The organism is Mesorhizobium sp. M0016 (genome assembly GCF_040324035.1).
Classification (GTDB): Bacteria; Pseudomonadota; Alphaproteobacteria; order Rhizobiales; family Rhizobiaceae; genus Mesorhizobium.
This window is the reverse complement of record NZ_JAMYVM010000017.1, coordinates 43,370-66,668: the sequence shown is the minus strand read 5'-3', so window position 1 is coordinate 66,668 and position 23,299 is coordinate 43,370. Positions and strand designations below refer to the sequence as shown.

General features: G+C 64.6%; 23 protein-coding genes, 1 tRNA gene and 1 riboswitch. Of the genes, 8 read left to right on the top strand and 16 right to left on the bottom strand.

The window, feature by feature from the left end; genetic code table 11:
- Window positions 1-112 precede the first annotated feature (112 nt).
- The 3 genes from NKJ88_RS22520 to NKJ88_RS22510 all read left to right on the top strand — a co-directional run bounded on the left by NKJ88_RS22520 (window position 113) and on the right by NKJ88_RS22510 (window position 2,525).
- Window positions 113-1,021, top strand: a complete 909-nt coding sequence (locus NKJ88_RS22520) for a PhzF family phenazine biosynthesis protein (protein ID WP_023805502.1) — start codon at window positions 113-115, stop codon at window positions 1,019-1,021.
- A 346-nt stretch (window positions 1,022-1,367) separates the two neighbouring features.
- Window positions 1,368-1,443, top strand: a tRNA-Lys gene (locus tag NKJ88_RS22515).
- A gap of 389 nt (window positions 1,444-1,832) precedes the next feature.
- Entirely contained in the window at window positions 1,833-2,525 is a 693-nt protein-coding gene (locus tag NKJ88_RS22510) for an outer membrane protein (RefSeq protein WP_031201864.1), read from the top strand.
- A 176-nt stretch (window positions 2,526-2,701) separates the two neighbouring features.
- On the opposite strand, the gene cobT is transcribed toward NKJ88_RS22510, so the two are convergent.
- From cobT to cbiE, 7 genes are read right to left on the bottom strand one after another with little or no spacing between them, the layout of a single operon-like run.
- Complete coding sequence (gene cobT, locus NKJ88_RS22505; RefSeq protein WP_352445531.1) at window positions 2,702-3,712, bottom strand: nicotinate-nucleotide--dimethylbenzimidazole phosphoribosyltransferase; 1,011 nt, start codon at window positions 3,710-3,712, stop codon at window positions 2,702-2,704.
- 24 nt (window positions 3,713-3,736) lie between these two features.
- On the bottom strand, window positions 3,737-4,504 hold the full coding sequence (locus NKJ88_RS22500) for an adenosylcobinamide-GDP ribazoletransferase (RefSeq protein WP_352445529.1): 768 nt from the start codon (window positions 4,502-4,504) through the stop codon (window positions 3,737-3,739).
- Complete coding sequence (locus tag NKJ88_RS22495; RefSeq protein WP_352445528.1) at window positions 4,501-5,814, bottom strand: cobyrinic acid a,c-diamide synthase CobB; 1,314 nt, start codon at window positions 5,812-5,814, stop codon at window positions 4,501-4,503. Before NKJ88_RS22495 ends, NKJ88_RS22500 begins: the two co-directional genes overlap by 4 nt.
- On the bottom strand, window positions 5,811-6,617 hold the full coding sequence (gene cobA, locus NKJ88_RS22490) for a uroporphyrinogen-III C-methyltransferase (protein WP_023746870.1): 807 nt from the start codon (window positions 6,615-6,617) through the stop codon (window positions 5,811-5,813). The genes NKJ88_RS22495 and cobA overlap by 4 nt, the downstream gene beginning before the upstream one ends.
- Complete coding sequence (gene cobM, locus NKJ88_RS22485; protein ID WP_352445526.1) at window positions 6,607-7,377, bottom strand: precorrin-4 C(11)-methyltransferase; 771 nt, start codon at window positions 7,375-7,377, stop codon at window positions 6,607-6,609. The genes cobA and cobM overlap by 11 nt, the downstream gene beginning before the upstream one ends.
- Window positions 7,374-7,760 (bottom strand): cobalamin biosynthesis protein, encoded by a 387-nt coding sequence (locus NKJ88_RS22480; protein ID WP_023690940.1) that lies wholly within the window; start codon window positions 7,758-7,760, stop codon window positions 7,374-7,376. The genes cobM and NKJ88_RS22480 overlap by 4 nt, the downstream gene beginning before the upstream one ends.
- Window positions 7,757-8,983, bottom strand: a complete 1,227-nt coding sequence (cbiE, locus tag NKJ88_RS22475; RefSeq protein ID WP_352445525.1) for a precorrin-6y C5,15-methyltransferase (decarboxylating) subunit CbiE — start codon at window positions 8,981-8,983, stop codon at window positions 7,757-7,759. The genes NKJ88_RS22480 and cbiE overlap by 4 nt, the downstream gene beginning before the upstream one ends.
- Window positions 8,984-9,191: 208 nt before the next feature.
- Here cbiE and NKJ88_RS22470 point away from each other — a divergent pair, with 208 nt between their 5' ends.
- The gene (locus tag NKJ88_RS22470; RefSeq protein WP_352445523.1) at window positions 9,192-9,950 is read left to right on the top strand and encodes a cobalt-precorrin-6A reductase; all 759 of its coding nucleotides are present in this window, start codon (window positions 9,192-9,194) and stop codon (window positions 9,948-9,950) included.
- On the opposite strand, the gene NKJ88_RS22465 is transcribed toward NKJ88_RS22470, so the two are convergent.
- The 9 genes from NKJ88_RS22465 to NKJ88_RS22425 form a co-directional block, all read right to left on the bottom strand.
- On the bottom strand, window positions 9,914-10,678 hold the full coding sequence (locus NKJ88_RS22465) for a precorrin-3B C(17)-methyltransferase (protein ID WP_023700382.1): 765 nt from the start codon (window positions 10,676-10,678) through the stop codon (window positions 9,914-9,916). The two genes, NKJ88_RS22470 and NKJ88_RS22465, sit on opposite strands and share 37 nt — an antisense overlap.
- A complete protein-coding gene (locus NKJ88_RS22460) occupies window positions 10,675-11,448 on the bottom strand; it encodes a precorrin-2 C(20)-methyltransferase (protein ID WP_352445521.1) in 774 nt (257 codons plus the stop codon). The genes NKJ88_RS22465 and NKJ88_RS22460 overlap by 4 nt, the downstream gene beginning before the upstream one ends.
- On the bottom strand, window positions 11,445-12,077 hold the full coding sequence (locus NKJ88_RS22455; protein ID WP_023823117.1) for a precorrin-8X methylmutase: 633 nt from the start codon (window positions 12,075-12,077) through the stop codon (window positions 11,445-11,447). Before NKJ88_RS22455 ends, NKJ88_RS22460 begins: the two co-directional genes overlap by 4 nt.
- A 2-nt stretch (window positions 12,078-12,079) precedes the next feature.
- Complete coding sequence (gene cobG, locus NKJ88_RS22450) at window positions 12,080-13,570, bottom strand: precorrin-3B synthase (protein WP_352445519.1); 1,491 nt, start codon at window positions 13,568-13,570, stop codon at window positions 12,080-12,082.
- Window positions 13,567-17,241 carry a cobaltochelatase subunit CobN gene (gene cobN / locus NKJ88_RS22445; RefSeq protein WP_352445517.1) on the bottom strand — a complete coding sequence of 1,225 codons (3,675 nt, stop codon included), beginning with the start codon at window positions 17,239-17,241 and terminating at the stop codon, window positions 13,567-13,569. Before cobN ends, cobG begins: the two co-directional genes overlap by 4 nt.
- Window positions 17,242-17,259: 18 nt before the next feature.
- Window positions 17,260-18,312 (bottom strand): cobalamin biosynthesis protein CobW, encoded by a 1,053-nt coding sequence (gene cobW, locus NKJ88_RS22440; RefSeq protein ID WP_023823115.1) that lies wholly within the window; start codon window positions 18,310-18,312, stop codon window positions 17,260-17,262.
- A gap of 2 nt (window positions 18,313-18,314) precedes the next feature.
- Window positions 18,315-18,740: a DUF1636 family protein gene (locus tag NKJ88_RS22435; RefSeq protein ID WP_352445515.1), complete on the bottom strand. Its 426-nt coding sequence runs from the start codon at window positions 18,738-18,740 to the stop codon at window positions 18,315-18,317.
- A gap of 38 nt (window positions 18,741-18,778) precedes the next feature.
- Window positions 18,779-18,983, bottom strand: a riboswitch (cobalamin riboswitch).
- Window positions 18,984-19,041: 58 nt separating this feature from the next.
- Window positions 19,042-19,734, bottom strand: coding sequence for a DUF6348 family protein (locus NKJ88_RS22430; RefSeq protein WP_023823113.1), 693 nt, complete (start codon window positions 19,732-19,734; stop codon window positions 19,042-19,044).
- Between the two features lie 29 nt (window positions 19,735-19,763).
- Window positions 19,764-20,987, bottom strand: a complete 1,224-nt coding sequence (locus tag NKJ88_RS22425; protein WP_352445513.1) for a winged helix-turn-helix domain-containing protein — start codon at window positions 20,985-20,987, stop codon at window positions 19,764-19,766.
- A gap of 327 nt (window positions 20,988-21,314) precedes the next feature.
- On the opposite strand from NKJ88_RS22425, the gene NKJ88_RS22420 reads away from it, so the two are divergent.
- From NKJ88_RS22420 to NKJ88_RS22405, 4 genes are read left to right on the top strand one after another with little or no spacing between them, the layout of a single operon-like run.
- Entirely contained in the window at window positions 21,315-21,680 is a 366-nt protein-coding gene (locus NKJ88_RS22420; RefSeq protein WP_023670825.1) for an NADH-quinone oxidoreductase subunit A, read from the top strand.
- Window positions 21,671-22,252 (top strand): NuoB/complex I 20 kDa subunit family protein, encoded by a 582-nt coding sequence (locus NKJ88_RS22415; RefSeq protein WP_023670824.1) that lies wholly within the window; start codon window positions 21,671-21,673, stop codon window positions 22,250-22,252. Before NKJ88_RS22420 ends, NKJ88_RS22415 begins: the two co-directional genes overlap by 10 nt.
- A 4-nt stretch (window positions 22,253-22,256) precedes the next feature.
- A complete protein-coding gene (locus NKJ88_RS22410; protein ID WP_023823112.1) occupies window positions 22,257-22,859 on the top strand; it encodes an NADH-quinone oxidoreductase subunit C in 603 nt (200 codons plus the stop codon).
- A gap of 33 nt (window positions 22,860-22,892) precedes the next feature.
- Window positions 22,893-23,270, top strand: a complete 378-nt coding sequence (locus NKJ88_RS22405; RefSeq protein ID WP_352445511.1) for a four helix bundle protein — start codon at window positions 22,893-22,895, stop codon at window positions 23,268-23,270.
- Window positions 23,271-23,299 lie beyond the last annotated feature (29 nt).

The following is a 23,299-nucleotide window of genomic DNA, read 5'->3' as shown; positions in this document are numbered from 1 at the left end:
CCGGACCCCTATGAAAGCGTAATGTCCCTATATGTGCACAGATCAGGCTTGGTGGTTCGAATATCAAATTAAATTTCGGCCATGTTCGGATTGAGGCGGAAGGTTTTCCAAGATGCAGACGCGCAATTACTTGCTTTACGATGTGTTCACGACGGAACGGCTGGCCGGCAATCCGCTGGCCGTCGTGCTCGACAGCCAAGGGCTGGATACAGCCGCCATGCAGGCCATTGCGCGCGAGTTCAACCTGTCCGAATCGGTCTTCGTGCTGCCGCCGGACAATCCAAAACATCGCAACCGCATCCGCATTTTCACGCCCGACTATGAGATGCCGTTCGCCGGACATCCGACAGTTGGCGCCGCGATCGCGCTGGCCGAACTGACAGGCGAGGGCGAAGCCGGCATCTTCGTGCTGGAGGAGAATATCGGCCCGGTGCGCTGCGCCGTCAGCCGGCACGATGGCGCCACCTTTGCCGAGTTCGACCTGGCGAAGCTGCCGGAGCCGCTGAAGCTCGATGCCGACCCGGAGGCGATCGGCGCCGCCCTCGGGCTGGCGCCGCACGAGATCGGCTTCGAGAATCACCTGGTGTCGTTCTGGTCGGCAGGCGTGCCTTACGTCACCATCCCGGTCGCCAATCTGGAGGCTGCGGCCCGGGTCAAGCTCGACAACCAGGCCTGGTCGGAACTGGCGCCGCGCAAGAGCGAATGGGCCTTCGCCAGCCCGTACGTCTATTGCCGCCAGACGGTGAACCATGACAGCGCCTTCCATGTCCGCATGATCGTGCCGGGTACTCCCTCCTATGAGGACCCGGCGACCGGGTCGGCGGCGGCGGCCTTTGCCGGCGCCATCATGCAGTTCGATGGCCCGACCGACGGCATTTCGCAGCTGTGGATCGAGCAGGGGCTGGAGATGGGCCGGCCATCGCGTATCCGGCTCGAACTCACTGTCGAGGGCGGAAAACTGGCCTCGGCGCGCATCGGCGGCCATGCGGTAAAAGTGGCGGAAGGCAAGCTGTTCGTTTGAGTGGCCCGTGGCTGAGATCGTCGCTGTCGGCGATCCTTCACGCCCCCCTCTGTCCTGCCGGACATCTCCCCCACGAGGGGGGAGATCGGATGTCGCATTGGCTTTCGCCAATCTCCAACGCCGAAAGACAGGCGAAACGGCAAGGCTGCCAATCTCCCCCCAAGTGGGGGAGATGCCCGGCAGGGCAGAGGGGGGCGCTGTCCCGCCGCCGACTCTGGTTTTTGCTTCGCTGCAACACTCGAAACCGAAGCCCGGAGCGATTTGTCGGGAAATGATTCCGGCAGGGCTGGACAGGACCGGTATCGGCGGCTATATGCCCGCCAACGCCGGTTTTTACCGGTCGAGTGGGTGCGTAGCTCAGTTGGTAGAGCAGCTGACTCTTAATCAGCGGGTCCACAGTTCAATCCTGTGCGCACCCACCAAATTTTTCAAAAACTTGGTGGAAGACCTTTGAAAGCGAGAGGCGTTGACGCGTCTGCGGGCAGGCCGAAGCAACCTGGCCGTCATGGCGATTCGTCAAAGGCTGTTACCCGCTAGCTGGTAGTGGTCGCTCGACGATATCGCACCGTGGTGTCGACCAGCGCGCCGGCCGCCCGGAACATGTCGAGTACGCGTATTTTTTGCGCCAGAAATCATAAAAAAGCCGGCACAGGTTCTGCACAAAGCTCGGATTTCTTTACTCTATAGTCGATATCGCTTTCTGTGGCGATCAAACAAATCTCGATTGTGGCAGAAACGCTACATCGTTTTCCAAGGGACCAGCTACACATAAGCTATTCGGCCCTGTCTCCACCCCCCAAGGAATCGCCCGATGCGCGCGCTCAAATTTGCCCTTCTTGCTTCCCTTGCATTGGCCAGCCCTGCATTGTCGGCGGACCTTTCCCCCCAGCCAACCGAACCTGTGGTTTATACTTGGACCGGTGTTTATGTAGGTGCGGCGGGCGGGTACGCTTGGGGAAATTCAACTTACGACGGCGCGGGGTCTCCGGCCGGGCCTCCCTTCATCAGCACCTCCGTCGATCCCAAAGGGGGCTTTGGCGGTGCCTATGTTGGCTATAACTACCAGTTCAATGGCAACTATGTCATCGGCGTTGAAGCGGATGCCAATTTCGCCGACGTAAAGGGCGACAATACGTTTCCTGCGGGGCCTCCCGTTGTCTTCGCAAGCGGTGAGTTAAAATGGTTCGGGTCGGCACGCTTGCGTGCAGGCTATGCGTTCGATCGTTTTCTGCCATTTGTAACTGGCGGTCTCGCTATCGGTCATTACTCCGGCGCAAACAATTTTCCAGGTGGGTCGATTGAGAACAGCGATAACATGGTTGGTTGGACGGTAGGCGCCGGACTTGACTATGCCGTCACCGACAATTTGATTGCGCGGTTCGAATACCGCTATTCCGACTATGGCCGCAAATCGCAGCCTGCGCCGTTCGACTTCCCGACACAGCAAGCCAGACTTGATCTGACCACCAACGATGTTCGCGTTGGACTTGCCTACAAGTTCTGATTTCTGACTGTGCCTTCTTTCAAAGCCTCGCTTCGGCGAGGCTTTTTTGTTGCGCGACTGGCCGGGCGCGTCATGGACGTTCTTTCCACCCTAGGAGGCGCGACATGGCCCGCGCGGGTGGCCTTCCACTTGATATGGCCACCCAGTCCGCGCGTCCCTGCAAACCTTGCGAAAGCCTACTTCTCTGACACGCCAGCCTCGGCAAAACTCGCCATCCTCGCATGGCATTCCAGTGCCGAGCGGACGATGTTGACGGCGAGGCAGGCGCCCGAGCCTTCGCCGAGCCGCATGCCGAGGTCGAGCAGCGGCGGCAGGCCGAGCGCTTCGAGCAGGCGGCGGTGGCCGGATTCGGCCGAGACATGGGCGGCGATGGTGTGGGCGAGGCCTGAGGGGTGCAGTCGCGCCAGGGGCGCTGCCGCTGCCGTGCAGACGAAGCCGTCGAGCAGCACCGGGACGTTCTTGCGGCGGGCGGCGAGCGTGGCGCCGAAGATGGCGGCGAGTTCGCGGCCGCCAAGGGCGGCGGCGATCTTCAGCGGGTCGGACAGCGCGTCGGCATGGCGCTTAAGGCCGGATTCAATGGCGGTGACCTTGCGCTTCAGCCCGGCATCGTCGACGCCGGTGCCGCGCCCGGTCCATTTTTCAGCGCCGCCGCCGAACAGGGCGGTCGAGATGGCGGCCGCCGGCGTGGTGTTGCCGATGCCCATCTCGCCGAAACAGACGAGGTCGAGGTCGTTCGTCACCGCGTCATAGCCAGCCGAGACGGCGGCGAGGAAGTTTTTTTCGTCCATTGCCGGCACGTCAGTGAAGTCGCCTGTCGGATGATCGAGATGGAGCGGGATGACGTCGAGTTCCGCGCCGGCGATGCGGGCAAGCTGGTTGATGGCGGCGCCGCCGCCGGCAAAATTCGCCAACATCTGCACGGTCACTTCCGACGGGAAGGCCGACACGCCCTGCGCGGTGACGCCGTGATTGCCGGCGAACACGAAGACTTTGACGCGATCGAGTTTCGGCATGTCGCGGCCCTGCCAGCGTGCCAGCCAGGCGGCGAGGGTTTCCAGCCGGCCCAGGCTGCCTTGCGGCTTCGTCAGCGTGTCCTGGCGGCGGGCGACTGCATTGGCGGCGGTATCGCTGCCGGCAGGCAGATCGAAACAGGCGGCGCGCAGTTCATCGAATGATTTGAAGGGCATGGGGAAGGAATCTCCGCGGAAGAATCAGGACAGGGAAATGGAAGCGACGAGCAGGACAGTGATCTCGCCCAACTGCTGCAGGGCGCCGATCGTGTCACCGGTGTGGCCGCCAATCTGGTTGAGGCAGAGCGCGCGCAAGGCGCTGAACACGAGAGCGAGCAGGATCAGTGCGGCAAAGGCGCCGCCGAGCCCCAGAGTCAGAAGCGGGATGGCCCCGAGCACGGCGCCGAGAACAGCTGTCTGGGTCGAGACGGTCCCGGCGCCGGCAGACAGGCCGTCACTGCGCGCCGCCGGCGCCAAATGCATGAACGCGCCGAGCAGGCCGCGCGATGCGGCGTGGGCGGCGATCAGCGCGAAGAGCACGCCTGTCGGATTGGCCAGTTGCGACAGCGCGCTCCAGCGGATGAGCATCGACAGGCCAAGAGCTGCTGCGCCATAGGCGCCGATGCGGCTGTCGCGCATGATCTCCAGTTTTTTATCGCGTGTCTTGCCGCCGCCAAAGCCATCTGCGACATCCGACAGCCCGTCCTCATGCAGGCAGCCCGTGGCGAGCAGGGTTGCTGCAAGCGCAAGGGCTGCTGCCGGGCCGGGGGCAAGGCCGAGCTGTACGCCCGCGGCGTAGACGACAGCACCAGCCACAGCGACGGCGAGGCCGGCGACAGGCGCCGCCCAGATCGCATCGGCCAGGCTGCGGCCACGAAGGTCGAAGACCGGCAGCGGCAGCCGGGTGAAGAAGACGAGGCAAAGCGCGACGTCGTCGAGCGCTTGCCGGGGCGAGGGCACGGAGGTCATGCACCCCTCGCAATGGCGTGGAAGAAGGTGCCGCTGACATGGCCGCGGCGATAGCCGGAGGCGCCGAGCGGATTGCCCTGGCCGTCGGCGAGATCGGCCAACGGCTCGTCATTGCCGGTGGCGATCATCTGCGCATAGTGGAATTCATGGCCACGGATCAGCGCGCCTTGCGGCCCCAGCGGACAGGCGACGCGCAGGCGTGCCTCGCGGTAGCCGAGGTTCATCTTGCGCTTGGCAAAGCTGGTGGAATGGCCGAGCAGGCCAAGCATGGCGTGCGTCTCGCCGGCCGCGTCCTCCAGCGCTTCGCCCAGCACCATGAAGCCGCCGCACTCGCCATGGATCGGCTTGGTCTCGGCAAACCTGGCCATGCCAGCTCGGAAATTGGTCGCCGCCGCGAGGCGGCCGGAGTGGAGCTCGGGATAGCCGCCGGGCAGCCAGCAGACATCGCAATTCTGCGCCGGTGCTTCGTCGGCGAGCGGCGAGAACGGCACGAGCTCGGCGCCGGCCTGACGCCAGTGGGCGGCGACATGCGGATAGAGGAAGGTGAAGGCGGCATCTTCGGCGAGTGCGATGCGCTGGCCGGGCGGCTGCAAGGCATTTTCGAAACTGCCCGGTGACGGCGAAAACGGCGCGGCCAGCGCCATGATGGCGTCAAGGTCGAGGGATTTCTCGACCATGTCGGCGAGGCGGTCGAGATGCGTCATCAGGTCGGCATATTCGCCGGCCTGGACGAGGCCGAGATGGCGCTCCGGCAAATTGAGCGTGGGATCGCGCAGGATGGCACCGACGACCGGCAGGCCGAGCGTTTCGATCGCCTCGCTGCACAGCTTGCGGTGCCGCTCGCTGCCGAGACGGTTGAGCACGATTCCGGCCATGCGCACATCCGGGTCGTAGGTGGCAAAACCCTTCGCGACGGCGGCCGCCGTCGTCGACTGTCCCGAGACGTCGAGCACCAAAAGCACCGGCAGGTGGTAGAGCCGCGCCAGATCGGCGGCCGAGCCGGTGCGGCCTTGTCCGGCCGGGATGCCGTCGAACAGGCCCATGGCGCTTTCGAGGAAGATAAAATCGGCGTCCTCGGTGGCATTGCCGGCCAACGCGTTGAGCAGGTCAGGCGACATCGCCCAGCTGTCCAGGTTGACGCCGGACAGGCCAGTGGCGGCGGTATGAAAACCCGGATCGATATAGTCGGGGCCGGACTTGGCGCCGCGCACCTTGATGCCGCGCCGGGCGAGCGCGCGCAAAATGCCGATGGTGACGCTGGTCTTGCCGGAGCCGGAACGCGGCGCGCCGATGATGATGGCGCGGGTCATGCGTTACCCGCCAGTGCTGCGCGCATGGCGACGATGCCGCCGACGACAATGAGGGCCGGCGAGGCCAATTCCGCCGCGGCGGCCGCTTCGGAAATGGTGGCGAGTGTCGCGACGACGGTCCGCTCCTGCGGTGTCGTCGCCGAAACGATGACAGCCGCCGGCGTCGACGGCGCCAGCCCGCCTTCGAGCAGCGACGCGGCGATAACAGGCAGATTGGCCATGCCCATATAGATGACCACCGGCTGGCCGGTGCGGGCGATCGCGCCCCAGTCGAGATCGTCATCTGTGCCGGCGGCATGACCTGTCGCCAGGATGATCGCCTTGTTGATGCCGCGCATGGTTGCGGGAATGCCGGTGGCGGCCAGCGCGCTCAGCCCCGATGTCAGGCCGGGCAGGACGCGGAACGGGATTTTTTCGCGCGCCAGCGCCAGCGCCTCTTCGCCGCCACGGCCGAAAATATAGGGATCGCCACCCTTCAGCCTGATGACGCGGCGGCCATCGCGCGCCAGCCGCACCAGCAAAGCGGTGATGTCGTCCTGCTTCATCGACGGCTTGCCGCCGCGCTTTCCCGCAAAGAACAGCTGGGCATTGTCCGCAACGGCGACAACGTCAGAGGAGACCAGCGCGTCATAGACCACAGCGTCGGCCTCGGCCAATGCCGCCAGCACTTCCAGCGTCAGGCAGCCGGGATCGCCGGGGCCGGCGCCGGCCAGCCAGACATGGCCCGGCTCAAGCCGGCGCGGCTTGAAGTTCAGCCGGGCAAGGGCCTGTTCGAGCGTGGTGTTTTCGCTTTTACCGCTCACAATCCGTCCGTCCCCGGAAACGCCGCTGATAGTGGGCGTCGTACAATGAACTCTCGCCAAAACCTTCCGCTGCCAGCGAGCGGCCGACGAAGATGATCGCCGTGCGCTCCATCGGGTCGGCGGCGAGCAGTGCCTCGATCGTGGCGAGCGTGCCGGTCAGCACGCGCTCGTCCGGCCATGAAGCGCGAAAGACGATCGCCACCGGGCAATCGCCGCCATAATGCGGCGACAATTCGGCGACGACTCGGTCGATGGCGTGGATGGCGAGATGAATGGCCATCGTCGCGCCGGTGCGGCCGAAGCCGGCCAGCGTTTCGCCCGGCGGCATTTTCGAGGCGCGGCCGGAGACGCGGGTCAGCACCAGGCTTTGCGCCACCTCGGGAATGGTCAGTTCGCGGCGAAGGGCTGCGGCTGCGGCGGCGAAAGAGGGAACGCCCGGCGTCAGCGTGTAGGGGATGCCGTGCTTTTCCAGCCGGCGGATCTGCTCGGCAACCGCACTCCACACCGAGAGATCGCCGGAATGCAGTCGGGCGATGTCATGGCCGGCCTGATGGGCTTCCAGATACGCGGCCTCGATCTCGTCGAGCGACATGGGCGCGGTGTCGATCAGTTTTGTGCCAGGCGCGCAGTGCTGCAGCAATTCCGGCGCGACGATCGAGCCGGCATGCAGACAGACCGGGCAGCTTGCCAGCAGCTTGGCGCCGCGCAGTGTCATGAGGTCGGCGGCACCGGGACCGGCGCCGATGAAATGCACGGTCATGGCGCGTCTCCGCTGATGGCGATGGCGCAGGTGACCGGGCCGAGCACGGTGCGTGGACCAAGCAGCTTTGCACCGGGGCCGGCAACGGCAAGGGCGGAGGCTTCTGAGACTGAGGGTGTGCCGGCGAGATCCTGCGAGAGATCGGATTTGCTGAGTGCCTCCGACGAGACGGCCTGAAGTGCTGCGTCATCAACGATGATGACGGGAAGGTTGAGCGTGCGGCCAGCGGCAGAGATCGCTTCTTCGTCTTTCTTGAGCGCGGCGGTGGCCAAGGCCGACAGCGCCGTTATCGCCAGCCCGTGCGCTTCGAGGGCGGTTTCGATCGCCGCGAGCACGTCTTCGACGCTCACGCCCTTCCGGCTGCCGATGCCCGCCACCATCATGGCTTCACCCAGCTCCACTGGGTGACCGGCATGGCCGGGCGCCAGGCCTGCATCGAACCGACAGGAGAAGCGCGGGAAATGGTGATGCGGGTAAGGTCGCCGCCGCGCTTGATGTGCTCCGCGAGAAGCAGCGCCTCCATCTCCAGCGTCACCGCATTAGCAACGAGACGGCCACGGGATGGCAGCAACTTGATGGCGGCGTTCAGTAAGCCGGCGTCGCTGCCACCTCCGCCGATGAAGATCGCATCCGGCGTGTCCAGCCCGGCCAGTGCCTTGGGCGCCGACCCTTCCACCACGACAAGACCGGGCACGCCGCAATGCGCGGCGTTGCGGACGATGCGGGCGGCGCGGTCGCTGTTGGCCTCGATGGCAATGGCGCGCATCGAGGGATGGGCGAGCATCCATTCGATGCCGATGGAGCCGGAACCGGCGCCGATGTCCCACAGCAATTCGCCACGCCTCGGCGCCAGCGCCGCAAGCGTGATGGCGCGGATGTCGTGCTTGGTGATCTGGCCGTCGTGCTCGAACAGATGGTCGGCGCGGCCAACGGTCAGCGGCAGGATGCGGGCCTCTTGTGTCGATTCAAGCTCAAGCGCCAGCACGTTGAGCGGATTGATGTCTCTGAGATCGAAAGCGTCGGCACGTGCCGAGCGAAGCTTCTCGTTCGGTCCGCCCAGCGCTTCCAGAACGGTCAGCCGCGAACCGCCGAAGTCGAGCTCTACGAGCAGGCGCGCTATTGTCGCTGGTGCGTCGCCGTCCGATGTCAGCGCCAGGATGCGCGCCCTGGGATGCAGCAGCGGCCGGATCAGGTCGAGCGGCCTTCCATGCAGCGAGATCGTCTCGATGTCCTGCAACGCCCAGCCGAGCCGGGCGGCAGCCAGCGAAATCGCCGATGGCGCGGGGATGACATGCATCTCTTCAGGCTTGACCTTGCGGGCAAGGGTGGCGCCGACCCCGTGGAAGAATGGATCACCGGAGGCGAGCACGCAGACGCGCCGGCCGGCCAGCGCCAGCACGTCTGCCATGCCGGCATCGAATGGCACCGGCCATGGGCGCTGCTCACCCTTGATGAGCGAAGCCACCAGCGCCAGATGCCGCTTGCCGCCGAAGACGGTCTCGGCGTCAGCGATCTGCCGCTTGGCCTCGTCGCCGAGACTCGCTAAACCGTCCTCGCCGATGCCGACGATTGTAAGCCATTTTGGCGTGGGCTGTTTTTTTGACATGTCGCGCCGCCCCTCATCCGCCTGAGGCGTTCGTCGTTCGAAAAGTCAAGCAATTGACTTTTCGTCTGCCAGCCAGACCACTCCTCACCTCCCCGTGTAGTGACGGGGAGAAGGGAGAAGCTCCGGCGCTGACGCCTCCCTCTCCCCGTTCTTCACGGGGAGAGGGTAGGGGTGAGGGGCAGCGCCGACGCTGTTCAACATGGTGCTCATGAAGAAGATTCTGATCCTTGGCGGCACGACAGAAGCGCGCCAATTGGCCGGAAAACTGGTGGAAGATTTCCTTGTCACCCTGTCGCTGGCCGGGCGTACCGAAAGTCCGGTCGCGCAAGGCGTGCCGGTGCGTAGCGGCGGATTTGGCGGCGCCGACGGGCTGGCCGCCTATCTCAAGGAGACGCGAACCGATCTGCTGATCGACGCGACGCATCCCTATGCCGCGCGAATTTCCGCCAATGCGGCGCAAGCCGCGCAAATGACCGGCGTGCCGATCCTTGCTTTGCGCCGCCCTGGCTGGGAGCCAATAGATGGCGACCGCTGGACGCAGGTCGATATGACAGGCGATGCGGTGCACGCGCTTGGGTCGCCGCCGCGCCGTGCCTTCCTGGCGCTCGGCCGGCAGGAGGTCGCGGCTTTCGAGGCGGCGCCGCAGCATCATTACCTTGTCCGCAGCGTCGATCCGGTCGAGCCGAAACTGGCGGTGCCGGATGCGACCTACCTGCTGGCGCGTGGGCCGTTTCGCGAGGCGGATGAACGCGCGCTGCTCGAGGAGCACCGCATCGATGTCGTCGTATCCAAGAACAGCGGCGGCGAGGCCACCTACGGCAAGATCGCGGCGGCGCGGGCGCTCGGTATCGAGGTGGTGATGGTGCGCAGGCCCATCCTGCCGGAGGTGCCGTCGGCCGAAACTGTCGAAGCATTGGCCGCGATGATCGATCATGGTCTCGACCCCGTCGCGGAGCGCGGCGTGTAGACCAGCGCCGGTTTGTCGCCGCGCTTGATGATCCGTGTTTCCGGCGAACCGATGATGATGCAGGTCGCCATGTCGGCTTTTTGCGCGTCGACATCGGCCAGCAAAAAGACCTCGATGCGCTCGTCCGGGCGCCCGGCGGCGCGGCCGAAGATGACCGGCGTGGTGCCGGGCAGGATGGCGGCCAGGCATTCGAAGGCACGGCCGAGCTGCCAAGGGCGCGCCTTGCTGATCGGGTTGTAGAGCGCAATGACAAAGCCGGCGCCGGCCGCCGCCAGCAGGCGCAGTTCGATCAAGTCCCACGGCTTCAGATTGTCGGACAGCGAGATGGCGCAGAAATCATGGCCGAGCGGCGCGCCGATGCGGGCGGCAACCGCCAGCATGGCGGTGACGCCGGGCACGACAGTGACATCGACGGTGCGCCATTCGGCCGGACCGGCCTCGATCGCCTCGCAGACGGCGGCCGCCATGGCGAACACGCCGGGATCGCCGCCGGAGACGACGGCGACGTCATGGCCGTCCGCCGCCTTTACCAGCGCGTCCTTGGAGCGGGCGAGTTCCTCGCGATTATCCGAGGCGACGCGGGTTTGATCCGGGCGAAGATCAAGCCGGTCGAGATACGGCTTGTAGCCATAGAAGAACTTTGCCTCGGCGACGGCGCGGCTGGCTTGCGGCGTCACCTGGTCGGCATTGCCGGGCCCAAGGCCGATGACGGTGAGCCGGCCGCTCACGGCGTGCCTCCCATAACGCCAGGCCGGCCGGACCAGCCGGCGACCAGCACGATGGCGAAATAGGGGGCCTTGTCGTCCGGCTTGTCGGCGAGCTTCAACGAAACGCTGCCGGCCATGGTGCCGCGCTCGACATAGACGGCGCGGGTCAGTTTGCCGGTGGCTTCCAGCGCCCGCCTGATCTTGGGCAGGTTGCGGCCGACCTTCATGATGACGGCGGCATCCGTGTCGGCGAGACGGCGTGTCAGCTCGAACTCGCTCATCGTGCCGGGCAAAACCGTCAGGACATCGTCGCCCTGGACGATCGGCACGCCGGTCTGCGACCAGCAGCCCGACATGGCGGTGACGCCGGGGATGACTTCGGTCGGGAAGCGATGGGCGAGGCGGACATGCAGGTGCATGTAGGAGCCGTAGAACAGCGGGTCGCCTTCGGAGAGCACGGCGACCATGCGGCCGGCTTCGAGGTGTTCGGCGACCTTCTCGGCCGACTCCTCGTAGAAATCGGTGATCTGCGAACGGTAGTCGTCGTGATCCTTGTCGATCTCGGTGGTGACGGGGTAGAGCAGCGGCAGTTCCAGCATATCCGGCCGGAAGCGCGCCTCGACGATGGCGCGCGCATTGCTGTTGTTGCCGCGCTTAGCGAAGTAGGCGACGACATCGGCCTCGGCCAGAACGCGCGCGGCCTTCAGCGTCAAGAGCTCGGGGTCGCCAGGCCCCGTGCCGACGCCGACAAGACGGCCTTTTGCCAGATCGTCTTTGACGGCTGCGTTCACAGGCCGGGCCTCGCCAGCGAATTGAGGGCGGCTGCAGTCATGGCGCTGCCGCCAAGCCTGCCGCGCACGATGGCGTAGGGCACGCCGTAGGAGTTTTCAGCCAGCGCATCCTTGGATTCGGCGGCACCGACGAAGCCGACCGGCATGCCGATGATGGCGGCCGGTTTCGGCGCGCCATCGCGCAGCTTTTCCAGGAGATAGAAGAGCGCTGTCGGCGCATTGCCGAGGGCCACGACCGAACCGGCCATGCGTTCGCCCCAGAGGTCGATCGCGGCGGCCGAGCGGGTGTTGCCGATCTGCTTGGCGATGTCGTGCGTGCGCGGGTCGCGCAAGGTGCAGATCACCTCATTGCCGGCCGGCAGCCTGGCGCGGGTGACGCCATGCGAGACCATTTCGGCATCGCAGAAGATCGGTGCGCCGGCCGCCAAAGCGCTGCGGGCGGCGGCGACGAAATCGCTGGAGAAGACAAAATGACTTGATGCTTCGACCTGGCCGCAGGCATGGATCATGCGGATGGCGACGTCGGCTTCCGCCTCGGAGAACCGGGACAGGTCGGCCTCGGCGCGGATGATGGCGAAGGAACGTTCATAGATCGCGTTGCCGTCATGGATGTAGTCGTAGGCGGCCATGCTCATTTCCGTTGTTCAATTTGTCGGTAAGCCTTGGCGATTGCCGCCGGTCCGAGCCTTGTCAGGCAGGCGGCGGCGGTTTCACCTGGATATTGAGCGCTGCGGACCATCGCTGCGACGCGACCGATGCCGCGCGCGGCGTCATAGCCCGGCCTGTAGCCCGCAGGAAGGGCCTTTGCCGTCGCGTTCACGACAAGTCCGGCTCCGTTTTCGCCGCCGACGATTGTTAGCGCGGCAGAGCCGGGGTGAGCGCAGCCCTTGGCGCAGCCGGAAATGTGCAGTGTGAAGTCGAGGATATCAGCGTTTTCGGCGGCGATTGTCTCGGCGATGTCGCGCGTGGCGATGCGGCCGGAGGCACACGCAGGGGTGCCGGGGCAGGCGGCGATGCGGGTGCGCGGGTCGGCGGCGGTGGTGACGAAGCCGAGCGCGGTGGCGGTGGCTTGCAGGAGGTGGTTTGCGGACGATGGTTGGCCGAGGAAAAGCAAGGCGCGGCCGGGGGCGAGGCGGATTTCGGCGACGCCGAGGGACAGGGCGCTTTGGGCGAGGGCGATGAGTTTTTCGGCCGGCATGCTGCCATAGGGGAGGGCTATGCCGAGAGCGGTGGTGTCGTTGGATAAGGGGAAAAGACCGATAGGCCGGCGATCCTGCACACCCCCCTCCGTCCTGCCGGACATCTCCCCCTCAAGGGGGGAGATCGGCAGCTTCGACGCCGGCTTTTCCTTAACAACACCGGAGATTAGTGAAATCATCGGTGAAAGCGTAATCTCCCCCCTTGAGGGGGAGATGTCCGGCAGGACAGAGGGGGGCGCCTCGCGCAAACTTGTCAAACATAGCCAATCGGCAAGAGATGCCAATTGCCTCTCAGACAAATCCTTTGCATGGGCGTCGCGGCCCTTCTCTGCAACCATTCGAAGAGCAGCGACAATGATATCGCGCGCTGCATCGTCCCCAACCGTCGCAAGCAGTCTCGCGCTTTGGCCGTCAACAGCGACAGATACAGTCCACAGAACGCTAGCGCCGTCCCGCACCGCCTTCAGCCTGACATCGGCCGTCACCCCATCCATCGTCAACTGCCCGTCGCCATCGACAACCACCGAAACCTTCGGCCCGAGCCTTGGCGTCAGCCCAGCTTCCTCGACCGCAGCCCTGACCCGCTCAGCCAAAGATCGCGGATCGGCAATCTCCCGCGGATCGATGCCGGCCAGCGGCCCGGTCTCGACCGGCACGCCGGTACGCACTGCAATCCCCAGTGCATCGACCTCCGCCGCCAACAGCACGCCACTTTCCGCCGTCAGGCCGCGTATCTGCAGGCTGCCTCGTGCGGTCACTTCCATGATGCCGTTGCCGCGCTTCAAGGCGGATTCGCAGAGTCCGATCAGCGACTTGGGGGAAAGCCCTCCAGCAACCGGGTTGAGCCGCACCAGCAGGCCATCGCCGGTCTGCATCGGCTCCGAGAGAGCCGGACAGGCGCCGCGGCGCGAGAAGGCGTTCATGCCGCGACCCCGAGCGCCTCGGCCTCGGCGATCAACGCCGCGAGATCGTCGTCTATCGAGTTGCGCAGGGGATGCCAGAGACCGCGCCGGCGCGCCGACAGGAAGCGTTCTGCGATGACTTTGGCTGCGGCCGGGTTTTCGCGCAGGATGAAGGCGCGGACATCGGGAGCACCGACATAGGCATCATGCACGGCCTCGATCAGCGCGCCTGAAATGGCGTGCGTGGTTTCGGCAAAGCCGATGAGGCGATCGACCGTCTCGGCGAATTCCGATGCGCCGCGCGGGCCGTGCCGCATCTGGCCGGCGATGAAACGCGCATTGACGGCTCGCGCCCGCACAACCCGCGACACAGCCTCGCCGACCGAGCGCGGCTTCGGCTTTTGCGGGTCGGTGGTGTCGAGCACGATGACGTCGGCATTTCGGCCCAATGCCGCAAGGGCGGCCGAAAAGCCGCCGATGAAGGCGACATCGGCGGAGCCCTCGAGAATATCGCGGCCGGGATCGTCGCCGGTGTGGACGAGCAGATCGGCCTCGGCGATGCGGGTCTCGAAAGCGCCGGGGGAGGCAATGCCTTCGCTCTTGGCGCCGCCATAGGCATGCGACGTCGCATCGAGATAGGCGCGGCCGATCTCTTCGCGCGCGGCCCAGTCGCCACTCGACAACAGGTCCTCGACGCCGGCGCCATAGGTGCCGGGCGAGGTGCCGAAGATGCGCGGGCCGATCTTGCCATCGGCACGGGTTCTGGCGGCGAGCGGGTTTTCCGAATCGTCCTCGTCGCGCGCGGCAACGGCGTTGGCGGCGGCGTCGATCAGCGCGATCTGGGTCGGGAACATGTCGCGGAACAGACCCGAAATCCGCCAGGTGACATCGACGCGCGGGCGACCGAGCGTGGCCGGCGGCAGCACTTCGATGCCGGTGATGCGGCCGGTGGCCGAATCCCATTGCGGCCGGCAGCCCATAAGCGCCAGGCCTTGCGCGATCTCCTCGCCGCCGGTGCGCAGCGAGGCCGAGCCCCAGAGGTCGATGACCAGCGAGCGCGGCCAGTCGCCATGCGACTGCATATAGCCGCGCACGACTTCTTCTGCCGCCGCCTTTCCCAGATCGTAGGCGGTCGGCGTCGGCATGGTGCGCGGGTCGGAGGTGAACAGGTTGCGGCCGGTGGGCAGCACGTCGGAGCGGCCACGCGCCGGTGCGCCCGCCGGACCCGCCTTGATGTGAAGGCCGTCGAGCGCGGCAAGAAGTGCTGCCTTCTCGGCTTCGGCACTTTGCCGGCGCACGGCGTCGGGCTCGTCGTCGGGAGCGCGGCCATAGATGTGCAGGCCGTCCTTGATGGCGAAATCCTTGAGGTCGCAGAGCCAGGCGTCGATGCGGCGCAGCGCCTCGTCGGGCGCGTCGGTTTTGGCGACGCCGGCTTCGGAGGCGAGGCCGGTCTTTTGCGCGGTGTCGACGATCAGCTTGGCCAGACGATCGCGCCGGCGGCGGTCGAGGCCGTCGGCCTGGGCGTATTCGTCGACGAGGCGCTCGAGCTTGTGCTGCTCTTCATCAAGGCCAGCAGCTGCCAGTGGTGGCGGCAGATGGCCAAGCGTGACGGCTGCTATGCGCCGCTTGGCTTGCGCCGCCTCGCCGGGATTGGAGACGATGAAGGGATAGATGACGGGCAGCGAGCCGGTGGCGATCTCGGGGAAGCAGTTTTGTGAGAGCGCAACCGTCTTGCCGGGCAGCCATTCCAGCGTGCCATGGGCGCCGACATGGATGAGAGCATGGATGCGGAGCGATTTGCGCAGCCACAGGCCGAAGGCCAGCAGATCGTGGCGCGGCGGCAGCGTCGGGTCGTGGTAATCGGCGCGCCGGTCGGCCGAGCGGCCACGGTCGGGGGCGAGAGCGACAGTGATGTTGCCGAAGGTGGCGGCGCGGAAGGGGAAGCCGCTCTTACCCTCCCCCTTGTGGGGAGGGTGGCCCGCAGGGCCGGGTGGGGGTGGTGCACCGCTACCCCCACCCCGTTTCGCGCCATCCGCTTCGCGAATGTCGCGAACCGACCCTCCCCACAAGGGGGAGGGTGAAGGAGCGCCCCATGCCGCCTCGACTGCAGCCAGTGCCTCAGCCGGCAAATCCTTTGAGAAGTCCAGATACTCATCCAGCCCCAGCCCACCATCGCTCCGCTCCAACGCGTCCAGCAGCGCACGCGGCGTTTGCGGAATCCCGTCAACGCGATAGCCCTGCTCCTTCAGGTCATGCAGCATGGCCAGCACGCTGGACGGCACATCCAGGCCCACGGCATAGCCAGTGCGGCCGGGCGCACTCGGATAATCCGGAATGAGGATCGCCAACTTACGCGTCGCGCGGGGCGTCTGCTGCAACCGTGTGAACGCCGCTAGCCTGTCCGCCACTTGCGCCACGCGATCCGGTTCCGGCCGGTTTGCAAAGGCGCGGTGGCCGAGCGCGGGGTCGGTCTCGCTCTCGCCCTTGAAGGAAATTGCGCCGGCGAGGATACGGCCGTCGAGTTCGGGCAGCACGACATGCATGGCGAGGTCGGCGGGCGCCAGGCCGCGCTGGTTGTTGTCCCAGACGTAGCGGCGGGTGGTGGCGACGATGACCTGGAAGACAGGCACGCCGGCGCGGTCGAAGAGCGTTTCGACGCCCGGTTCGGCGCCGGAAGCGAAGGCGGTTGCGGTGATGATGGCGGTGGGCTTGAGCGTGGCCAGCGCGGTTCCGACGAAGGCCAGGGAGGTCGGGTCTTTGAGGCTGGAGACGAAGATCGGGATCGGTCTCATGCCGCGCTGGCGGAGTGCATCAAAGAGGGCATCGATTGGCGCGACATCGGCGGCCAGCAGCATCGAGCGGTAGAATAGGATGGGGATGATGGGAAGGTTGATGTTGTCTGCGCCGAGTTCCCGCCCACCCCCCTCTGTCCTGCCGGACATCTCCCCCGCAAGGGGGCAGATTGTGCTCTCATAAATGTTTTCGCCAATCGCAGACCTTGTGGAGATCTCCAAAGGAGCAGGAGAGGAGCCGCCTTTGGTAACGGCTGATCTCCCCCCTTGCGGGGGAGATGTCCGGCAGGACAGAGGGGGGTGTGAAGGAACGCCGACATCGGCAAAATTCAACTTGCCTACGACGCCGCGGCCAGGCTCGTAGTAGCCAGCTTTCGGCACGCTGACCGGCTCAGCCGCCGCCGCATCCTGCCCAGCCAACCCCGCCAGCCGCTGCATCAGCGCTGCCATATTCTCCGGCCCGCCCTCGCGGAAATAGCCCAGCAGGCCGTCCAGCTCCTCGCGCGGCAGCGTCGAGGCTTCGATCAGCCTGAGATCCTCGTCGTGGCTCTCGCCCGGCAGCAGCGCCAGCTTGATGCCGTTCGCACGGGCAGTCGCGGCAAGCTGGTCGCAGCCATAGCGCCACCAGTCGTAGCCGCCGAGGATGCGCACCAAAATCACCTTGGCGTGGCGGGCGACGCTGTCGATCCAGAGGTCCACGGACATGGGATGGCGCAGGTCGCGCAGCGCCGCCAGCCGCATCGACGGCAGGCGGACGGCATCGGCCTTCCAGGCCGCCGCGAGGCCAGCGAGGTCGCTGTCGGTGAAGGACAGCGCCACGATATCCGCCGGCGTCTGCCGGAGATCAACTGGCTCGGCGAGATCGTCGAGCGAGGCGGAGGTCGTGGCGAGTATATGCATCGCGGCTCGTGCCTGAGATCAACCGGCGAGTATACGCTCGATCGCCGGACGGTTCAGCCCCTTCAGGCCAATGACGACGAGACGCGAGCGGCGATCGTCCTCGGCCGTCCAGGCGCGGTCATAGTAATGGTTGACGCGTGGGCCGACGGCCTGCAGCAAAAGCCGCATCGGCTTGCCGCCGACATCGACGAAGCCTTTTACACGCAACACGTTTTCCTGTTCGGCGGCGGTGGCGACACGCTTGGCCAGGTCGTCGGGATTGGCGATCGAGGGGATGTCGACGATGAAGGTGTCGAAATCGTCATGCTCATGATCGAAAGCGCCGTCGTGATGCGACTTGCGGTTCTCGATGTCGTCTTCGACGGCGAGACCGAGGCCAAGCAGCACCGACGGGTCGACCTTGCCATGCGCAGTCGGCACGATTTTTACCGCGCGAGCGGAATGCTCATTGATGATGGCGTTGGCGCGGGCCGAACCGGCTGAATCCATCAAATCGCTTTTCGACAGGATGATCAGGTCGGCGCAGGCGATCTGGTCCTCGAAGACTTCTTCGACCGGATCGTCGTGGTCGAGCGTTTCGTCCTGAGCGCGCTGTGCCTGCAACGCGTCCATGTCGTTGGCGACGCGGCCTTCGGCCAGCGCCGGGCCGTCGACCACGGCGATGACGCCATCGACGGTCACCCGGCTCTTCACGCTTGGCCACTGGAACGCCTGGACCAGCGGCTTGGGCAGAGCGAGGCCCGAGGTCTCGATCAGGATGTGGTCGACCCTCGGTGTCAGCGCGAGGATCTTGTCGAGGGCGGGCACGAAATCGTCGGCGACTGTACAGCAGATGCAGCCATTGGCCAGTTCGACGATGTTTTCCTCGGGGCAGGTGTCGATGCCGCAGCCTTTCAGGATTTCCCCGTCGATGCCGATGTCGCCGAACTCGTTGACGATGATGGCGATGCGCTTGCCGCCGGCATTTTCCAGGAGATGGCGGACCAGCGTCGTCTTGCCGGCGCCGAGGAAGCCTGTAACGACAGTGCAGGGAACACGGGAGAGGTTGGCGGCCGGGTTTGAAGCGTTCATCGTCAGTCCTTCAGCATGTCGAGGTGTGGGATGCGGGCAACGAGGCCGCGCTTGAGGCTATCGGGCCGGCCGCGCCACGGGATGAGGCCGTCGGCCGAAGTCGCGAAGAGCTTTGCGCCGGTAACGAGGTCGGCGCCGCTGGTTGCGGTCAGATCGCCGAAGACATAGCTCCAGCAGCCATCGCGCAGGATAGCGGCGCTGAGGCGGCGCTTGCAATTGCCGAGACATTCGGCGGTGCGGACCCGGATATCGCCGGCAGCGGCGCGGCGTGTGTCCTCAGCCAGCAATTCGCCGGCGCGCGGATGGGCGTCGGAACCGGTCTCATCGCGGCAGGAGGCGCAGACGATGACGGTCACGCAGGGCAGGGCGTCGTTGTCCCCGGACGCAATGTCCGCTGTGCCAGCCGAAAAACTGCTGTTCTGGTCCAAAAACCGTGCTCCTTGCCCGGAAACCCGCCAGGCGATCGGATACTTTGTCTCAGACGGCAGGTCTCCTGGCTCGCGGGTCGTCGCCTTGGTTAGCCGCCTTCCCGGTGTTACCCAGTGGCTTTCGGCCTTGGCTCGTCGCTTACAGTTGCGGGGACAGCCGCGGATTTGGGACCGAAATCCCGCACCGCATTCCCTCTTGGCCCTTGCCGTTGCGGGCAGGGGACCGTCTGCAGCGGATTTAGGCTTTTGCGGGCGGCGGTGTCAACGCACGGCTACGACATGGCGATGTCGGCAGGGGCTGTCATGTCCCGGCTTCCGGCAGTGCCAGGATGACCTGTCGGATAGCTTGATAGCCATCGCTATAGTCCCAGTCATGACCGACAGCCAGATTCTGTCCCTCATGCCAAACCGCGTTGTCCAGAAGGACTTCGGCACTAATCAGCGTGCCCTTCAAGCCTGCCAGAAAGGTCCGGACAAAATGGCTTCCGGGGGGTACCGAAGCTGTGAACAGCTTTTCCAGCTTGGCATAGAATGCTGGATAGCCTGGTGTCAGCGAGCATAGCTCGGTTGTGGCCTGGGAAATGACCGGGCCGCTATAGATTTTCCAGCGGGCATCTTTTCGCCAGATCTTCCAACTGGCGCTGCTTCGCTGCCAAAGCTCTATTTCGGCCTGCATGTTCTCGCAGACGTGTTCGGCCAGTCCCTCAATGGCCACATGGAAAACACCACGGAGAAACTTTTCAAACGCCTGGTTCAGTTCCTGTTCGCGCGTGTCGCCGAAGCCAGCAAAGGATTCAATGACCGGCTGAACATCAAGCAGCGGAGAAAAAATGTAGATTTCCAGGACCAGCCGGTCAGAACTCGTCTCGAACACCTCAGCCTCAAACCGAAGCTGCTTCGATTGGAGCATGACGTCCCTATCTCTGCGGACTGCATCTATTCCATGCGCAATGAGGGCGCCATGGATCATGTCGAGCACTTTGTCCGATGCCATTGCACAACCTACGAGGCTTATTGAGGCGTCTATGACAGACGCTGCAAGGGTTGGCCATCTCTCTCGCTAGCCAATGCCGGCCCCAGATTGCCGGCCGGCGTCACTTCGATGCGCTCAAGGCCAAGCCAGCCCTGCATCTCCTTTAGTTCCTCGAAAAGCTGTGCGGTGGTCTCAGGCGGTGCGCCTGCTTCGGCATAGGCGGCGTGGACGCGTAAGACACTCGCAGGCCGGTCGGCCTTGAGGTCGACGCGGGCGACGATCTTGTCGCCGAGCAAGAAAGGCAGCACGTAATAGCCATATTGCCGCTTGTCGGCCGGGGTGTAGATCTCGATGCGGTAGCGGAAATCGAAGAGACGCTCGGTGCGCGCGCGCTCGAAGACCACCGGATCGAAGGGCGCCAGTAGCGCGCGGGCCTCGATCTTTCGCGGCAGACGGGCGTCCTTATAGAGGTAAGCCGGCTTGTCCCAGCCTTCGACGTTTACCGGCAGCAACTCGCCCATCTCAACCAGTTCCTCCAACCGGCCCTTCATGTCGGCTGGCGACAAGCGGAAATAATCGCGCAGGTCACCCGACGTCGCGATGCCGTGGGCGCGGGCGGAAATGCGCAGCAATTCGCGGTGCGCGTCCTCGGCCGCCGGCACCGGCAGATCGAGGATCGCCTGCGGCAGCACGCGCTCGGGCAGGTCGTAGAAACGCTCGAAGCCACGGCGGTGCGCCGTGGTGATGCGTCCGGCCCAGAACAGCCATTCGAAGGCGTGCTTGGCGTGGCTCCAGCCCCACCAGCCGCCCGAACCTTTCTGGCCTTCCAGTGCCGAAGCGGCAATCGGGCCGCGCTCGGCGACCGCGCGGTAGATCTCTTCGATATAGGCGGCGTGCTCGCGGCCCCATTTGGCGAGGCCGAGATACATTTCGCCGCCTTGCTCGGCCCGCTGCATGCGCCAGCGCATCAGCGGGTAGGTCTCGACCGGCAGGAACGAGGCCTCATGCGCCCAGTATTCGAACACCGTGCGTTTGCGGGTGATGGCCGCATTGTCGAGCAAAGCCAGCGGGTAGGGGCCAAGGCGCGAATAGAGCGGCATATAGTGGGCGCGCACCACGGCGCTGACGGAATCGATCTGCAGCAGGCCGGTGCGCGACAGCACGCGGGCGAGGTGGCGGCGATCGGGCGTGCCGACCGGGCGGGGATCGAGAAATCCTTGCGCGGCGAGCGCGATGCGCCTGGCCGTGGGGAGTGAGATTTTGTCCTTCGTCAAAGTGTCTTGCCTCGAACCATTTTCCCGACTTTAGCCGGCGATTCCGGTCATGCTAGCAGGCAAATGGCGGGAGACGTGTCAGGAGACAAAAGTGGAGTGAAAGATGAAGGAAATCAAACAGGAGGAGATCGGACCAGTTTTTCCCGGCCTGCCGTCCAGCACTGTCTTTTGAACAAGGTTTGACTTGCTTCGCTGAAAGCCGTGCGCTAACCCTCGCCGCGTTGCAGCAAAGGCACCTAAAACGGTTCAGCGGTTAAACTGTCGCGCTTCCGCATTAGGGTTGGTTGCTGTAATCAAAGTGGACTGGCCGCCAACGGAAAGCCGAGCATGAACGTACTCCTCAGTTCATACCTGCCCATCGTCCTCTTCATCGCCGTGGCCGCGGTTGTAGGCCTGGCGCTTATCATCGCGCCGTTCCTGGTGGCTTATCGCAATCCCGATCCGGAGAAGCTTTCCGCCTACGAGTGCGGGTTCAACTCGTTCGACGATGCCCGGATGAAATTCGACATCCGCTTCTACCTGGTGTCGATCCTGTTCATCATCTTCGATCTGGAAGTGGCCTTCCTGTTTCCGTGGGCGGTGTCGTTCTCGAAGATCGGCATGCTCGGTTTCTGGTCGATGATGGTGTTTTTGGCGGTGCTGACCATCGGCTTTGCCTATGAGTGGAAAAAAGGAGCGCTGGAATGGGATTGAACGACAGTTCCGGAACGCTCGTCGCGCCGAAGCCCAAAGGCCTGATCGACCCCAATACCGGACGTCCGGTCGGTTCCGACGATCCGTTCTTCCTCGAGATCAACAATGAACTGGCCGACAAGGGTTTTCTGGTCACCTCGACCGAGGCGCTGATCACCTGGGCACGCAGCGGCTCGCTGATGTTCATGACCTTCGGTCTCGCCTGCTGCGCCGTCGAGATGATCCACACCTCGATGCCGCGCTATGATTCTGAAAGGTTTGGCGTGGCTCCTCGCGCGTCGCCGCGCCAGTCCGACATCATGATCGTGGCGGGAACGCTGACCAACAAGATGGCCCCGGCTTTGCGCAAGGTCTACGACCAGATGCCGGAGCCGCGCTACGTCATCTCGATGGGCTCCTGCGCCAATGGCGGCGGCTATTATCACTATTCCTATTCGGTGGTGCGCGGCTGCGACCGCATCGTGCCGGTCGACATCTATGTGCCCGGCTGCCCGCCAAGCGCCGAAGCGCTGCTCTACGGCATTCTTCTCCTGCAGAAGAAGATCCGCCGCACCGGCACGATCGAACGGTAGACCCATGGCCGCATCCCTGAGCGAACTGTCGACCTATCTCGGCGAAAAGCTGCCGGGCCGCGTCACCGATGCAGTGCTTGCCTATGGCGAACTGACGATCTCGGTTGCTACAGACAATCTGATCGAGGTGGCAAGCTTCCTGCGTGACGATTCGGGCTGCCAGTTCATTTCGATCATCGATATCTGCGGCGCCGACTACCCGTCGCGCGTCAAGCGTTTCGATGTCGTCTATCATCTGCTGTCGCCGAAGCAGAATTTGCGCATCCGCATCAAGTTGCAGGCCGACGAAGAGACGCTGGTGCCGTCGCTCACCGCTGTCTATCCCGGCGCCGACTGGTATGAGCGCGAAGCCTACGATCTCTATGGCGTGCTGTTCTCCGGCCATCCGGACCTGCGCCGCATCCTCACGGATTACGGTTTCGAGGGCCATCCCCTGCGCAAGGACTTCCCGCTGACAGGTTTCGTCGAGGTGCGCTACGACGACGAAGCCAAGCGCGTGATCTACGAGCCGGTGGAATTGAAGCAGGAATTCCGCAATTTCGATTTTCTTTCGCCATGGGAAGGGACGGATTACGTCCTGCCGGGCGATGAGAAGGCGAAACAGTGAGTAGGAAGTAGTGAGTAGTCAGTAGGAAAAGATTTGGAGCAACGGATCGAATCTTATCGCGACTTGAAGGTGTGGCAATCGGCGATGACGCTTGCTGAGGATTGCTACCGTTTCACCAAAGAGTTTCCGAGGGATGAGATTTACGGCATGACCTCTCAGATGCGCCGATCGGCGGTTTCGGTCGCAGCGAACGTCGCGGAGGGATACGGTCGGGAGAACAGAGGGTCGTTCGTTCAATTTTTGCGCATGGCGCAAGGCTCGTTGAAGGAACTGGAGACACACATACTGCTGGCATGTCGGGTTGGCCTGCTGCGAAAAGACAATGTGATTGAGCTGCTGCTGCGATGCGAAGAGATTGGAAAAATGATGAGATCTCTTATCCGAACGGTGCAGGCCAAGCAGGCGGAATGAAGCAGGCATTGAGATTGATGATCACTACT

Bases quoted from the DNA above. Each gene is read 5' to 3' on its own strand.
- NKJ88_RS22520 (WP_023805502.1), top strand. From the start codon at position 113: ATGCAGACGCGCAATTACTTGCTTTACGATGTGTTCACGACGGAACGG.
- NKJ88_RS22510 (WP_031201864.1), top strand. From the start codon at position 1,833: ATGCGCGCGCTCAAATTTGCCCTTCTTGCTTCCCTTGCATTGGCCAGC.
- cobT (WP_352445531.1), bottom strand. From the start codon at position 3,712: ATGCCCTTCAAATCATTCGATGAACTGCGCGCCGCCTGTTTCGATCTG.
- NKJ88_RS22500 (WP_352445529.1), bottom strand. From the start codon at position 4,504: ATGACCTCCGTGCCCTCGCCCCGGCAAGCGCTCGACGACGTCGCGCTT.
- NKJ88_RS22495 (WP_352445528.1), bottom strand. From the start codon at position 5,814: ATGACCCGCGCCATCATCATCGGCGCGCCGCGTTCCGGCTCCGGCAAG.
- cobM (WP_352445526.1), bottom strand. From the start codon at position 7,377: ATGACCGTGCATTTCATCGGCGCCGGTCCCGGTGCCGCCGACCTCATG.
- NKJ88_RS22480 (WP_023690940.1), bottom strand. From the start codon at position 7,760: ATGATGGTGGCGGGCATCGGCAGCCGGAAGGGCGTGAGCGTCGAAGAC.
- cbiE (WP_352445525.1), bottom strand. From the start codon at position 8,983: ATGTCAAAAAAACAGCCCACGCCAAAATGGCTTACAATCGTCGGCATC.
- NKJ88_RS22470 (WP_352445523.1), top strand. From the start codon at position 9,192: ATGAAGAAGATTCTGATCCTTGGCGGCACGACAGAAGCGCGCCAATTG.
- NKJ88_RS22455 (WP_023823117.1), bottom strand. From the start codon at position 12,077: ATGGCCGCCTACGACTACATCCATGACGGCAACGCGATCTATGAACGT.
- cobG (WP_352445519.1), bottom strand. From the start codon at position 13,570: ATGAACGCCTTCTCGCGCCGCGGCGCCTGTCCGGCTCTCTCGGAGCCG.
- cobN (WP_352445517.1), bottom strand. From the start codon at position 17,241: ATGCATATACTCGCCACGACCTCCGCCTCGCTCGACGATCTCGCCGAG.
- cobW (WP_023823115.1), bottom strand. From the start codon at position 18,312: ATGAACGCTTCAAACCCGGCCGCCAACCTCTCCCGTGTTCCCTGCACT.
- NKJ88_RS22430 (WP_023823113.1), bottom strand. From the start codon at position 19,734: ATGGCATCGGACAAAGTGCTCGACATGATCCATGGCGCCCTCATTGCG.
- NKJ88_RS22420 (WP_023670825.1), top strand. From the start codon at position 21,315: ATGAACGTACTCCTCAGTTCATACCTGCCCATCGTCCTCTTCATCGCC.
- NKJ88_RS22415 (WP_023670824.1), top strand. From the start codon at position 21,671: ATGGGATTGAACGACAGTTCCGGAACGCTCGTCGCGCCGAAGCCCAAA.
- NKJ88_RS22410 (WP_023823112.1), top strand. From the start codon at position 22,257: ATGGCCGCATCCCTGAGCGAACTGTCGACCTATCTCGGCGAAAAGCTG.